General features: G+C 71.4%; 14 protein-coding genes. 7 read left to right on the top strand and 7 right to left on the bottom strand.

Translation table 11 applies throughout. The features are described 5' to 3' along the window. The first annotated feature begins 41 nt into the window (after window positions 1-41). Window positions 42-770, top strand: a complete 729-nt coding sequence (locus ACWFR1_RS26330) for a DedA family protein (protein ID WP_453555183.1) — start codon at window positions 42-44, stop codon at window positions 768-770. Window positions 771-868: 98 nt separating this feature from the next. On the opposite strand, the gene ACWFR1_RS26325 is transcribed toward ACWFR1_RS26330, so the two are convergent. Beyond that, window positions 869-2,545 (bottom strand): threonine/serine exporter family protein, encoded by a 1,677-nt coding sequence (locus tag ACWFR1_RS26325; RefSeq protein WP_453555181.1) that lies wholly within the window; start codon window positions 2,543-2,545, stop codon window positions 869-871. A gap of 121 nt (window positions 2,546-2,666) precedes the next feature. Next, window positions 2,667-3,158, bottom strand: coding sequence for an inorganic diphosphatase (locus ACWFR1_RS26320; RefSeq protein ID WP_024758444.1), 492 nt, complete (start codon window positions 3,156-3,158; stop codon window positions 2,667-2,669). A 103-nt stretch (window positions 3,159-3,261) separates the two neighbouring features. Between ACWFR1_RS26320 and dacB the strand changes: the two genes are divergently transcribed. The 6 genes from dacB (at window position 3,262) to folE (ending at window position 10,668) form a co-directional block, all read left to right on the top strand. Next, a complete protein-coding gene (gene dacB / locus ACWFR1_RS26315; protein WP_453555179.1) occupies window positions 3,262-4,713 on the top strand; it encodes a D-alanyl-D-alanine carboxypeptidase/D-alanyl-D-alanine endopeptidase in 1,452 nt (483 codons plus the stop codon). A gap of 81 nt (window positions 4,714-4,794) precedes the next feature. Next, window positions 4,795-5,934, top strand: coding sequence for a zinc-dependent metalloprotease (locus tag ACWFR1_RS26310; protein ID WP_453555177.1), 1,140 nt, complete (start codon window positions 4,795-4,797; stop codon window positions 5,932-5,934). Window positions 5,935-6,141: 207 nt separating this feature from the next. After that, complete coding sequence (gene tilS / locus ACWFR1_RS26305; protein WP_453555175.1) at window positions 6,142-7,161, top strand: tRNA lysidine(34) synthetase TilS; 1,020 nt, start codon at window positions 6,142-6,144, stop codon at window positions 7,159-7,161. A gap of 41 nt (window positions 7,162-7,202) precedes the next feature. Next, window positions 7,203-7,742 carry a hypoxanthine phosphoribosyltransferase gene (hpt, locus tag ACWFR1_RS26300; RefSeq protein WP_030219931.1) on the top strand — a complete coding sequence of 180 codons (540 nt, stop codon included), beginning with the start codon at window positions 7,203-7,205 and terminating at the stop codon, window positions 7,740-7,742. Window positions 7,743-7,945: 203 nt separating this feature from the next. Then, complete coding sequence (gene ftsH / locus ACWFR1_RS26295) at window positions 7,946-9,964, top strand: ATP-dependent zinc metalloprotease FtsH (protein ID WP_453555173.1); 2,019 nt, start codon at window positions 7,946-7,948, stop codon at window positions 9,962-9,964. Between the two features lie 98 nt (window positions 9,965-10,062). Then, window positions 10,063-10,668, top strand: coding sequence for a GTP cyclohydrolase I FolE (gene folE / locus ACWFR1_RS26290; RefSeq protein WP_453555172.1), 606 nt, complete (start codon window positions 10,063-10,065; stop codon window positions 10,666-10,668). A 22-nt stretch (window positions 10,669-10,690) separates the two neighbouring features. On the opposite strand, the gene ACWFR1_RS26285 is transcribed toward folE, so the two are convergent. The 5 genes from ACWFR1_RS26285 to folP form a co-directional block, all read right to left on the bottom strand. Then, complete coding sequence (locus tag ACWFR1_RS26285; RefSeq protein ID WP_453555170.1) at window positions 10,691-11,182, bottom strand: DUF3180 domain-containing protein; 492 nt, start codon at window positions 11,180-11,182, stop codon at window positions 10,691-10,693. A gap of 61 nt (window positions 11,183-11,243) precedes the next feature. Beyond that, window positions 11,244-11,843 (bottom strand): 2-amino-4-hydroxy-6-hydroxymethyldihydropteridine diphosphokinase, encoded by a 600-nt coding sequence (folK, locus tag ACWFR1_RS26280; RefSeq protein ID WP_453555168.1) that lies wholly within the window; start codon window positions 11,841-11,843, stop codon window positions 11,244-11,246. Continuing rightward, window positions 11,840-12,199, bottom strand: coding sequence for a dihydroneopterin aldolase (folB, locus tag ACWFR1_RS26275; RefSeq protein ID WP_017240053.1), 360 nt, complete (start codon window positions 12,197-12,199; stop codon window positions 11,840-11,842). Before folB ends, folK begins: the two co-directional genes overlap by 4 nt. 120 nt (window positions 12,200-12,319) lie before the next feature. After that, on the bottom strand, window positions 12,320-12,799 hold the full coding sequence (locus tag ACWFR1_RS26270; protein ID WP_453555165.1) for a nuclear transport factor 2 family protein: 480 nt from the start codon (window positions 12,797-12,799) through the stop codon (window positions 12,320-12,322). Further along, on the bottom strand, window positions 12,796-13,656 hold the full coding sequence (gene folP / locus ACWFR1_RS26265; RefSeq protein WP_453555163.1) for a dihydropteroate synthase: 861 nt from the start codon (window positions 13,654-13,656) through the stop codon (window positions 12,796-12,798). The genes ACWFR1_RS26270 and folP overlap by 4 nt, the downstream gene beginning before the upstream one ends. Window positions 13,657-13,710 lie beyond the last annotated feature (54 nt).

Below are 13,710 nucleotides of genomic sequence, written 5' to 3'. Positions count from 1 at the left end.
CCGTCCCCCATGCCCCCACCGACCGCAGGAGCCCGGAACCCGTGAACACGCTTGCCCTCGGACCGAGCTGGCTGGACCCCGACTTCCTGATCGACACCTTTGGGCCGATCGGCGTCCTGGCCATCGTCTTCGCCGAGTCCGGCCTCCTCATCGGGTTCTTCCTGCCCGGCGACTCGCTGCTCTTCACCACCGGCCTGCTGATCACGACCGGCAAGCTGGACATGCCGCTGTGGCTGATGTGCACGCTGATCGTGGCCGCGGCGGTCATCGGCGACCAGGTCGGATACCTCTTCGGGCGCAAGGTCGGCCCGGCCCTCTTCAAGCGCCCCGACTCCAAGCTCTTCAAGCAGGAGAACGTCGAGAAGGCGCACGAGTTCTTCGAGAAGCACGGCCCGAAGTCGTTGATCCTGGCCCGCTTCGTCCCCATCGTCCGGACGTTCACGCCGATCATCGCCGGCGTCAGCCGCATGAACTACCGCCAGTTCATCACGTTCAACATCATCGGCGGTCTGCTGTGGGGCGCGGGCGTGACCCTGCTCGGCGCCTCCCTCGGCAAGATCGACTTCGTGCACCGGCACATCGAGATGATCCTCGTCGGGATCGTCCTGCTCTCGGTGGTCCCGATCGTGATCGAGTACCTCCGGGCCCGCTCCCAGTCGAAGAAGGCGCAGGCCGAGGGCGACCACGACGCCCACGACGACCACGGCGACCACGACGCCCCCGGCACCCCGAACCCCCAGTCGCCCCGCGGCCGGCACGCCAAGCGCTGACCCCGGACACGACCGACGCACCGAAGGGGCCCCGCACACCGTGCGGGGCCCCTTCGCGTATCCGACGGACAGAGGCAGCGGCCGGACGCACAGGCGCCCTAGAAACCCCTGGTCCGCTTGGCCGCGCGGCGGGCGGCCGCGGCACCCGGCGCCTGCATGAAGAGCCGCGCCAGCTCGCCTCCCAGGTTCACCCCGATCGCGATCGCCAGGGCCAGCGCCGACGCCTTCGCCAGCGAGGCGAAGCCCTGGTCCAGGTTGTTCTGGGCGATGGCGAGCACCCCGAAGTACGTCGCCGAACCCGGCAGCAGCGGCCCGATCGCCGCCGTCACGTACGGCAGCGACGACGTGTGGCGGTAGCGGGCGATCAACTGCCCGAAGAGCCCCACCAGACCCGCCGCCACGGCCGTCGCCATCACCGCCGAGCCCCCCGCCGTCACCGCGATCGACGCGTAGATCACCCACGCCACCCCGCCGTTCAGCGTCGCGAAGAGCACCGTCGCCCGCGACTGCTGCAAAAGGATCGCGAAGGTCGCGCACAGCACCATCGACGCCAGGATCTGCGTCACCGGCCGCTCCACCGCCTTCAGCGCCCCCTCGGGGTTCAGCTGCGCGTCGAACTGCACGGCCACGTACAGCACCGACAGCACGCCCACCACGATCGCGACGAAGAAGTACGCGACCTCCAGGAGCCGGGCCGAGGCCGTGATGTAGAAACCGGTCAGACCGTCCTGCACGGCCGCCACCAGCGCCCGCCCCGGAATCAGCGCGAACAGCCCACCGGTGATCACCGCCGAGGGCCGCAGGTCCGCGTGGAGCAGCGTCAGGAGCACCCCCATCGCCGCCGGCGGCATCGCCGCCACCAGGAACTGGTAGAACTCCGGCAGCCCGCGCCCCGCGCACAGCCACGCGAGCCGGTCACCGAGCACCGCGCCGAGCGCCGCCACCAGGAAGACCGTCGGGCCACCACCCAGCAGCACCGAGGCCGCACCGGCCAGCACACCCGCCGCCGCCGTCAGCACCCACCCCGGATACGGATGCCGGTTCCGCCGTATCTCCGCGAGCCGCCGGTACGCCTCCTCGGGCGTCACCTCGTGCGCCCGGTCGTTGATGTCGGCGAGCAGCGTGTAGACCGCCGCCAGCCGCGTGTAGTCCGTACCCCGCCGCCGTACCGTCCGGTTCGCCGTGATCGGGTCGTCCACGAGCGACGGCTGGTACGTGACGGAGAGCAGGGTGAACGTCACCGTCGGCTCGACCCGGTCCAGACCGTACGAGCGGCAGATCACGAACATCGCCGCCTCGACGTCCTCCGCACCCTCGCCGCCCGCGAGCAGCAGCTCGCCGATACGCAGCGTCAGGTCGAGGACACGCGGCACCGAAGGCCCCGCCTCGTCCTCCTTGCGCACCGCCTCCGGCACCGGCCGGTCACCCACCGGCAGCCGCAGCATGGTCCGCATCTGGTCCTGCCACGGGGCGTTCTGCGGCAACCGCACCTGGGGCACCCCGTACGCCGGGGTGAACGCGGGCGGAGAGTCATGCGCGGGGGCCGCCGAGTACCCGGCAGGCGGCACGAACGCCGAGCCCTCCTGCTCGGCCGGCGGCTCCGCCGTCAGCCCCGGCGGAAGCGCGAACTCCGAGGTCGGATGCTCCTCCTCCGACGGCGCGGGCTGCTCGACCCCGGCCGGCGGCACGAACGCGCTCCGCGCCTCGTCCGACTGCGGCTTCCGGTCCTCCGGGCTGTCGTCCGGACCGTTCTTCGAGCCGTCCGGCTCCGCCACAACGCTCTCCGCCTCACTCCCTAGGGAATCGTGGATTCCAGTATGGGCGTGCGACGGACGTACGAAAGGCGGTGCACCCCAAGAGGTGCACCGCCTTCACACGATCACAGAGGCCACGGCCTCAGTGGCCGCCCTGCTCCTTGGCGCGCGCGTAGGACTTCTCGATCTCTTCCTCGGCCTCGGCGCGGCCGACCCAGTCGGCACCCTCGACCGACTTGCCCGGCTCCAGGTCCTTGTAGACCTCGAAGAAGTGCTGGATCTCCAGGCGGTCGAACTCCGCCACGTGGTGGATGTCCCGCAGGTGCTCCATGCGCGGGTCGGTGGCCGGGACGCACAGCAGCTTGTCGTCGCCGCCCGCCTCGTCCGTCATGCGGAACATGCCGATGGCGCGGCACTTGATCAGGCAGCCCGGGAACGTGGGCTCGTCCAGGATGACGAGCGCGTCCAGCGGGTCGCCGTCCTCGCCGAGGGTGTTCTCGACGTAGCCGTAGTCGGTCGGGTAGGCCGTCGACGTGAAGAGACGACGGTCCAGGCGGATGCGACCCGTCTCGTGGTCGACCTCGTACTTGTTCCGCGATCCCTTCGGGATCTCGATGAGAACGTCGAACTCCACGGGTGGCTCCTCCTGAATCAACACAAGTGAATGCTCGCGACGACGCGCGGTGATTAAGTGTCCCTCACGGACGACCGTGATCGCGAAAGGGGCTGGTCATCTCATGCCGGAGCCGAGGATGTGGCAGCTCACGGCGGGCTCCGCCGCCCTCGGTCTCGCCCTGGCCGCCGTGGCGGTGACCGCGGCAGGCCCGTGGGACTCGGGTCAGCGTACGGCCGAGCGGACCCGCGCCGCCGCCCCCGCGAAGGGTGGCGCGCATCACGCCCCGCCCCCCGCCCCCGCCGCGCCCCGCCGCCCAGCGCCCGCCCCCAGCGCCCCCGGCGTCCTCCCCGCGCTGCACACCCCGGCCGCCGCCGAGCACCCCGCCGGCCGCCCCGCGGACCTCGCCGCCACCCTCGTACCGCTCCTCGCCGACCCCGGCCTCGGCCCGCTCCGCACGGCCTCCGTCGTCGACACCGCCACCGGCATCCAGCTGTACGGGGAAGGCGCCACGACGCCCATGACCCCCGCCTCCACCGTCAAGATCGCCACCGTCGCCGCCGCGCTCTCCGCCCTCGGCCCCGACCACCGCATCCCCACCACCGTCACCGCCTCCACCGACGGCCGCACCGTCACCCTCACCGGCGGCGGCGACCCCACCCTCGACCCGGCCCGCCTCAGGACGCTCGCGGCCGACACCGCCCGCGCCCTCAAGACCCGCGGCCACACCGCCCCCGTACGGCTCACCTACGACACGAGCCTCTACCGGGGCCCCGCGCTCCACCCCATCGGCCCCAACGAGAACCTCGCCCCCGTCACCGCCCTCATGACCAGCGAGGGACGCCTCGACCGGAGCGACAGCGGCCCCGCGCCCCGCACCGCCGACCCGGCCGGCGACACCGCCACCGCCTTCGCCCGCCTCCTCACCGGCGCCGGCGTGAAGATCACTGGCGAGCCCGCGCCCGCGCCCGCTCCGAAGGCCGCCGGCGCCCCGGACCAGGCCGCCCCGAAGACCGCCCCCCTCGCCCGTACGGACTCCGCCCCCCTCGCCGACCTCGCCGAGCGCACCCTCACCCACAGCGACAACGACCTCGCCGAGGCCCTCGCCCGCCAGACCGCCCTCGCCCGCAAGCAGCCCGCCAGCTTCGAAGGCGCCGGGAAGGCCGTACGCGACGAACTCGCCGAACTCGGCCTCCCCCTCGCCGGCGCCCGCTTCGCCGACGGCAGCGGACTCGACCGCCGCGACCGCGTCTCGGCCGCACTCCTCACCGGGCTCCTCACCCGCGCGGCCGACCCCGCGCACCCCACCCTCCGCCCGGTCCTCACCGGCCTGCCCGTCGGCGGCTTCACCGGCACCCTCGCCGGCCGCTTCGACACCGCACCCGCCACCGCCGGCGCCGGACTCGTCCGCGCCAAGACCGGCACCCTCACGGGCGTCAACACCCTCGCCGGCACCGTCGTCACCCCCGACGGACGGCTCCTCGCCTTCGCGTTCCTCGCCGGCCGCACCCTCTCCCCGTACGAGGCACAGCCCGCCCTCGACCGGCTCTCCGCAGCCCTCGCCGCCCGGAGCTGACCCCGCCGGCACCACGCCCCCCACGCGTCCGACCCGCCCCGAACCCGCACCGATCGAGCCCCGAGACCGTACGGTTGACGCATGACGAGCATCGGTGGCGCAGGCACATCCGGGATGGTCGACTGGAACCTCGCGGTCGCGACCGCGACCCGCCTCGTGCGGCCCGGACCCGAAGTCAGCCGCGACGAGGCCCGCGAGGTCGTCGCGGAACTCCGCAAGCACGCCAAGGCCTCCGAACAACACGTCCGCGCCTACACCCGGATGCTCCCCGAAGGCGCCGACGTCCACGACACCCCCGTCCTCGTCGTCGACCGCGCCGGCTGGATCAAGGCCAACGTCGCCGGCTTCCGCGAACTCCTCACCCCGCTCCTCGGCAAGATGCAGGACCGCCGCTCGGCCACCCCCGGAAACGCCGTCCTCGGCGCCGTCGGCGGCAAGGTCACCGGCGTCGAGCTCGGCATGCTCCTGTCCTTCCTCGCCTCCCGCATCCTCGGCCAGTACGAGACCTTCGCCCCCGCCACCCGCGAACTCCCCGCGGGCGCCAACGGCGGCGGACGCCTCCTCCTCGTCGCCCCCAACATCGTCCACGTCGAACGCGAACTCGACGTCTCACCTCACGACTTCCGGCTGTGGGTCTGCCTCCACGAGGAGACCCACCGCACCCAGTTCACCGCCGTCCCCTGGCTCCGCGACCACCTCCAGGGCGAGATCCAGTCGTTCCTCGCCGCCACCGACGTCGACCCCGGCACCGTCGTCGAACGCCTCCGCGAAGCCGCCCAGGCCCTCGCCGGCGGCCGCCCCGAGGGCGAGGCGGGCGAACCCGCCCCCTCCCTCGTCGAAATCGTCCAGACCCCCGAGCAGCGCGAGATCCTCGGCCGCCTCACCGCCGTCATGTCCCTGCTCGAAGGCCACGCCGACTACGTCATGGACGGCGTCGGCCCCCAGGTCGTCCCCTCCGTCGCCGAGATCCGGGAGAAGTTCCAGCAGCGACGCGCCCGCGGCGCCTCCCGCCTCGACCTCGCCCTCCGCAAGCTCCTCGGCCTCGACGCCAAACTCCGCCAGTACCGCGACGGCGAACGCTTCGTCCGCGCCGTCGTCGACCAGGTCGGCATGGACGGCTTCAACCGCGTGTGGACCTCCCCCAACACGCTCCCCACCAAGTCCGAGATCGCCGCCCCCGCCGACTGGATCGCGAGGGTGCACCGTAAGGCAGACTCCTGAGACAGGTGCGGCGGACGGCGCGGCAACACGGGAGAACAACCCGCCAATCACCCATCCGAGGGACCCTGACCACGGGGTGAGGCGTGCAATGCTCGGGTAACGGCCGGGTTTCTGTCACCATCGACGCACTCTGAGTGACCGAACCCCCCTTTCCGACCGTTAAGACTCCGACCGAGGCACCCCACCCCATCACGAAGGGCACCGGACATGGGTCCCCATCCTGCGGTCGCGGCGATACGCCTGGCGGTCCGCCGCGTACTCCACGACGTCCTCACCGAGCACCAGACCGACCCCACCACCGCACACGACGGACGCGAACCCCTCGTCCTCGTCGCCTGCTCCGGAGGCGCCGACTCGATGGCGCTCGCCTCCGCACTCGCCTTCGAGACCCGCAAACTCCCCGTACGCGCCGGCGGCATCACCGTCGACCACGGCCTCCAGGACGGCTCCGACACCCGGGCCACCGAGGTCGCCGGACGCATGACCGCCCTCGGCCTCACCCCCGCCGAGGCCGTCACCGTCACCGTCGGCCGCGAAGGCGGACCCGAGGCCGCCGCCCGCGACGCGCGCTACGCCGCCCTCGACGCCGCCGCCGAGCGCCACGGCGCCGCCGCGATCCTCCTCGGCCACACCCGCGACGACCAGGCGGAGACCGTCCTCCTCGGCCTCGCCCGCGGCTCCGGCATCCGCTCCCTCTCCGGCATGGCCGCCGTCTCCGGCGCCGCCCGCCGCTACCGCCGCCCCTTCCTCCACCTCGACCGCCACACCATCCGCAAGGCCTGCGTCGCACAGGAACTCGCCGTCTGGGACGACCCCCACAACAGCGACCCCGCGTACACCCGGTCCCGACTCCGCCACGAGGGCCTCCCCGCCCTCGAGAAGGCCCTCGGCAAGGGCGTCGTCGAAGCCCTCGCCCGGACGGCCCAGCTCTCCCGCGACGACGCCGACGCCCTCGACACCTGGGCCGCCGACGCCGAGACCGCCGTACGCGACGAGGCAGGCACCCTCGAGTGCGCCAAGCTCTCCGGCCTGCCCCCCGCCGTACGCCGCCGCGTCCTGCGCCGCGCCGTCATCGCCGAGGGCGCCCCCGCCGGCTCCCTCTTCGCCCGCCACATCGAGGAAGTCGACCGGCTCATCACCGGCTGGCGCGGCCAAGGGGCCATCAACCTGCCCGGACGAGTCGAAGCCCGCCGCCAGGGTGGCAGACTGGTCATCCGGCAAGGCTGACGCACGCTGCAACGAAAGTGACCCGGGTGAACGAGAAGGACATGGGCACCGACCTCCAGTCGGTGCTCATCACCAAGGAAGAGATCGACGCCAAGCTGGCAGAGCTGGCCGCGAAGATCGACGCGGAATACGCGGGCAAGGACCTGCTCATCGTCGGCGTCCTCAAGGGCGCGGTGATGGTGATGGCGGACCTGGCTCGCGCCCTGTCCACCCCCGTCACCATGGACTGGATGGCCGTCTCCTCCTACGGCGCCGGCACCCAGTCCTCCGGCGTCGTCAGGATCCTCAAGGACCTCGACACCGACATCAAGGGCAAGCACGTCCTGATCGTCGAGGACATCATCGACTCCGGCCTGACCCTGTCCTGGCTGCTGTCGAACCTCGGCTCCCGCGAGCCCGCCTCCCTGGAGGTCTGCACCCTCCTCCGGAAGCCCGAGGCCGCCAAGGTCGCGATCGACGTCAAGTGGATCGGCTTCGACATTCCCAACGAGTTCGTCGTCGGCTACGGCCTCGACTACGCGGAGAAGTACCGGAACCTCCCGTTCGTCGGCACGCTCGCCCCGCACGTCTACGGCGGCTGATCACCCCCCGATCACCCGGCTGAACTCCCGGCCGTACGGGGAACCCGCACCGCCTTCCCCCCGTTGAACCACGGGAAGGCGGTCGCGGGCGACGATGCTGAGGTACCGTCCGAAGAACAGCTTTTTCACATAGCAGCACTCATGCAGCTCACAGCAGCATTTTCCTACGGGCAGGAGGGACGGAGCGTTCTCGCTCCGTATGGATGGACGTGAAGCGATACTTCCGTGGGCCGGTCATGTGGATCGTGCTGGCCGTCCTCGCCGTGGTCGTGCTGATGCAGGTCGTCGGCTCGTCCGAGGGCTACGAGACGGTGGACACCGGCAAGGTCGTCCAGGCGATCGACAAGAACCAGGTCAAGCAGGCAAAGGTCACCACCGGTGACGAGCAGATCATCAAGATCGAGCTCATCGACGGTCAGAAGATCGACAAGAGCAGCAAGGTCCAGGCCAGCTACATCGGCAGCCAGGGCGTGGACATCGCGGACAAGCTGCAGGAGAAGTTCGAGGCCGGGCAGATCGAGAAGGGCTACACCGTCTCCCCGACGAAGCAGTCGCCCTTCGTCTCGATCCTGCTCTCCCTCCTCCCCTTCGTCCTCATCGTGGTCGTCTTCCTCTTCCTGATGAACCAGATGCAGGGCGGCGGCTCCCGCGTCATGCAGTTCGGCAAGTCCAAGGCGAAGCTCATCACCAAGGACACGCCCAAGACCACCTTCGCCGACGTCGCAGGCTCGGACGAGGCCGTCGAGGAACTCCACGAGATCAAGGAATTCCTCCAGGAGCCCGCGAAGTTCCAGGCCGTCGGCGCCAAGATCCCGAAGGGCGTCCTGCTCTACGGCCCGCCCGGAACCGGCAAGACGCTCCTCGCGCGCGCCGTCGCCGGCGAGGCCGGCGTGCCGTTCTACTCGATCTCCGGCTCCGACTTCGTCGAGATGTTCGTCGGCGTCGGCGCCTCCCGCGTCCGCGACCTCTTCGAGCAGGCCAAGGCCAACGCACCGGCCATCGTCTTCGTCGACGAGATCGACGCCGTCGGACGCCACCGCGGCGCCGGCCTCGGCGGCGGTCACGACGAGCGCGAGCAGACCCTCAACCAGCTGCTCGTCGAGATGGACGGCTTCGACGTCAAGGGTGGCGTCATCCTGATCGCCGCCACCAACCGTCCCGACATCCTCGACCCCGCCCTCCTGCGCCCCGGCCGCTTCGACCGGCAGATCGCCGTCGACCGTCCGGACATGCTGGGCCGTCTGGAGATCCTCAAGGTCCACCAGAAGGGCAAGCCGGTCGCGCCCGACGTCGACCTCGGCGCCGTCGCCCGACGCACCCCCGGCTTCACCGGCGCGGACCTCTCCAACGTCCTCAACGAGGCGGCGCTCCTCACCGCCCGCGGCGACCAGAAGCTGATCGACAACAGCGCGCTGGACGAGGCGATCGACCGCGTGGTCGCGGGCCCGCAGAAGCGGACCCGGATCATGTCGGACAAGGAGAAGAAGATCACCGCGTACCACGAGGGCGGTCACGCCCTGGTCGCGGCGGCCTCACCGAACTCCGACCCCGTCCACAAGATCACCATCCTGTCCCGCGGCCGTGCCCTGGGCTACACGATGGTGCTCCCGGAAGAGGACAAGTACTCGACCACGCGCAACGAGATGCTCGACCAGCTCGCCTACATGCTGGGCGGGCGCGCGGCCGAGGAGCTCGTCTTCCACGACCCGACCACGGGCGCGGCGAACGACATCGAGAAGGCCACGGCCACGGCGCGAGCCATGGTTACGCAGTACGGCATGACCGAGCGTCTCGGCGCGATCAAGTTCGGCGGCGACAACACCGAGCCGTTCCTCGGGCGCGAGATGTCGCACCCGCGGGACTACTCGGAAGAGGTCGCGGCGCTGGTCGACGAAGAGGTCAAGAAGCTCATCGAGACCGCGCACAACGAGGCCTGGGAGATCCTCGTCGAGAACCGTGACCTTCTCGACAACCTGGTCCTCGCCCTCCTCGAGAAGGAGACGCTGGGCAAGGAGGAGATCGCCGAGATCTTCGCCCCCATCGTCAAGCGCCCGGCCCGCCCGGCCTGGACCGGCTCCTCCCGCCGTACCCCGTCCACGCGTCCGCCGGTGCTCTCCCCCAAGGAGCTCGCCCTGACGAACAGCGCGAACGGCACGGCGACCCCGTCGGTCGACACCACGAAGGGCATCGAGATCGCCCCGGTGGACACCCCCGAGGACTGACGGTCCCGGCGACCCGGAATGGCTGCCGCGCCCCCACAGGTTTTAGCCTGTGGGGGCGCGGCATTTCGCGCACTTCAGAGACGGAACGAGGCACAGAGATGACCGACCCGGTGACGCTGGACGGCGAGGGCACGATCGGCGTATTCGACGAGAAGCGCGCCGAGAACGCCGTACGAGAGCTCCTCATCGCGGTCGGCGAGGACCCGGACCGCGAGGGCCTGCGGGAGACGCCCGGGCGTGTGGCGCGGGCGTACAAGGAGATATTCGCGGGTCTGTGGCAGACGCCCGAGGATGTCCTGACGACCACGTTCGACATCGGCCACGACGAGATGGTGCTGGTCAAGGACATTGAGGTGTACTCGACATGTGAGCACCACCTCGTCCCGTTCCGCGGGGTCGCCCACGTGGGGTACATCCCGTCCACGACGGGCAAGATCACCGGGCTGTCGAAGCTGGCCCGGCTCGTCGACGTCTACGCCCGCCGCCCCCAGGTGCAGGAACGACTCACCACACAGGTGGCGGACTCGCTCATGGAGATCCTGGAGCCGCGCGGAGTCATCGTGGTCTTCGAGTGCGAGCACATGTGCATGTCGATGCGAGGCATCCGCAAGCCCGGCGCCAAGACCATCACCTCGGCCGTCCGCGGCCAGCTGCGGGACCCCGCGACCCGAGCCGAGGCGATGAGCCTCATCATGGCGCGCTGACGCGCCACGACGGAGGGACGCTTCAGACCCGGGCCTTGCCCGGGTCTTCGTCGTTGTTCTCCGGGTCTTCCGGGAGTTTGCAGACGTGCTCCAGGAAGAGTGCCGCCGCGATGACGCCGATGCCCGCGGCCACCGCGAGGGCCGCGTAGAGGGCCTGGTCGCGGCGGGCCGGGATGTCGAGGAAGCCGAGGAGGTAGACGCCCGTGCCGCCGTACATGCCGGCGACGAGGGCGGCCACCAGGGCGCTCGCCTGGCCGAAGACCACCGCGCGGGCCGCCATCAGGGGCTCGACGCCCTTCGCGCCGGGGCGGCGCTCGCGCTGGGCCTTGAGACGGCTGCGGATCGAGAGGGCGGTCGCGGTGAGGACGACCGCGATCACGGCGAGGACGATCGGTGCGGCGATCGGCACGCTGGGGAGGGTGCCGACGGAGTCCCACAGGCGGGCGCCGCCCCAGGAGAGGATGCCTGCCGCGAGGAACAGTCCGGCGAGCACCTTCAGCCGCAGTTGTTTCACCGGGTGTCCTTCACGTGGTCGTCGGTCGTGGTCGTGGGCGGTCTGCCACGAAGCGTAACGACTACTCGGGCAGACGGAGTTCCAGGTCGACACGGGGAGTGACGCCCGCGCTGCCGAGGGCGGCGAGGAGGGCGGCGACCGGGCCGCGCCCGGGGAGCTGGGCCTCGGGGTCCATGTCGTGCCAGGGGGCGAGGACGAAGGCGCGCTCGTGGGCGCGGGGGTGCGGGAGCGTGAGGACGGGGTCGTCGGAGACCACGTCGGCGTACGTGATGATGTCGACGTCGATGGTGCGGGAGCCCCAGCGCTCCTCGCGGACGCGGTGGAAGGCCTCCTCGACGGCGTGGGCCCGCTCCAGGAGGGAGGAGGGCGGCAGGGTCGTCTTCAGGAGCGCGACCGCGTTGAGGTACGAGGGCTGGCTGCCGGGCTCGACGCCCCAGGGCTCCGTCTCGTACACGGGGGAGACGGCCTTGACCCGGAGGCCCGGGGTGTCCGCGAGGGCGTCGACGGCCCCCTGGAGGGTCTCCAGGCGGTTGCCGAGGTTGGCGCCGAGGGCGATGACGGCCCAGCGGGGGTTGGAGAGCGTCGTGTCGGCCGCGTCGACGGTGGCGACGACGGAGGCCGGTACGGGCTGGACGGTGGGGTCGCTCTGCGTCGGCTTCATCGTCGGCTCCGGGTGATCGTGATGGTCACGTCGTCGAAGGGCACGGTGATGGGTGCGTCCGGTTTGTGGACGACGACTTCCACCTCCTGGACCCCGGCGTGGCTGAGGCACTGCTGGGCGATGCGCTCGGCGAGGGTCTCGATGAGGTCGACGGGTTCTCCCTGGACGACGTCGACGACTTCCTCGGCGACGATGCCGTAGTGGACGGTCTTCGCCAGGTCGTCGTCGGCGGCGGCCGGGCGGGTGTCCAGGCCGAGGACCAGGTCCACGATGAAGGTCTGGCCCTCCTCGCGCTCCTTGGGGAAGACGCCGTGGTGGCCTCGGGCCTTGAGGCCGCGCAGCGCGACACGATCCACGCGAATCACTCCTGCTGTCGTAGTTCGGGTGGCCACGCAGCCGGTTGCGGACGGCCGGGTGTCCACTTCGAATCTACCTGCGGGGACCGACAGCGCTTGCCCTCGGGGGCCATGGGCGGGTCAGGCGGGGGGTTCCGTGCCGTCGATCCCGGGGCCTTCGGCGTCCGTCTCGTCGTTGTCGGTAAGGACGGGGGAGGCGTGGTGGGACCAGATCTTCCAGCCGTCCGGTGTGCTGCGGAACACATTGGTGGCGACGACGAGCTGGCCGACGAGGGGGCCGAGCTCGGCGCCGTCCTCGGCGGGGCCGCCGCTGAGGATGTTCTCGGTGCAGGTGACGACGGCGGTGCCGCCGGCCAGGGAGATCCTGAAGTCGGTGAGGAAGAACTGGATGTACTCGGTGTTCGCCATGATCAGGGCGTACGAGCGGAGTACCTCGCCGCGGCCGGTGAGGACGGGCCAGCCGGGGTGGACGCAGGTGATGGGGGTGGCGCCGTCGTCGAGCCAGAGGGCGGAGACGGCTTCGAAGTCGCCGGTCTCCATCGCCTCGTAGAAGGCGGTGTTGGCGGCTTCGACGGCTGATCGGTCCGTGGTGCGGCTCACGCGGCTCCCTCGACGGCCCTGGCGACGCGTACGGCGTCGGCGGTGGCCCTGACCTCGTGGACGCGGACGGCCCAGGCGCCCTCGTGGGCGGCGATGGCGGAGACGGCGGCGGTGGCGGCGTCGCGCTCGCGTGCGGGGGGCGGGGTGGAGCCGTCGCGGGTGAGGACGTGGCCGAGGAAGCGTTTGCGGGAGGCGGCGACCAGGAGGGGCCGGCCGAGGGCGCGGAGCTCGGGGAGGTGGGCGACGAGGGCCAGGTCGTGGGGGGCGAGCTTGGCGAAGCCGAGGCCGGGGTCGACGACGATGCGCTCGGGGGCGATGCCGCCGGTGACGACGGCGTCCAGGCGGGTGCGGAGTTCCGCGACGACCTCGGCGACGACGTCGTCGTACACGGCGAGGCTGTTCATGTCCTGGCTGAAGCCGCGCCAGTGCATGACGACGAAGGGGACTTCGGCGGCGGCGACGGCGGGGACCATGCCGGGGTCGGCGAGTCCGCCGCTGACGTCGTTGACGAGGACGGCTCCGGCCGCGACGGCGCGGGCGGCGACGGCGGCGCGCATGGTGTCGACGGAGACGGTGACGCCTTCGGCGGCGAGTCCGCGGACGACGGGGACGACGCGGCGGAGCTCTTCCTCCTCGTCGACGCGGGTGGCGCCGGGGCGGGTGGACTCGCCGCCGACGTCGACGAGGTCGGCGCCCTGGGCGACGAGGTCGAGGCCGTGTTTGACGGCGGCCGTGGTGTCGAACCAGCGGCCGCCGTCGGAGAAGGAGTCGGGGGTCACGTTGACCACGCCCATGACCGCGCAGCGGTCCCACTCCGGCAGGCCCTGGGCCGTGCCCCGGTCGATCGTCGTACTCATGTGTCCAGCGTAGGGGGTGTCGTGTGGATCAGGCCGGACCCCGCGAGCCCGGCC

This window comes from Streptomyces sp. NPDC055103 (assembly GCF_053607625.1).
Note: the sequence above shows the minus strand (reverse complement) of the source record. Positions and strands in the feature narration are given on the sequence as shown.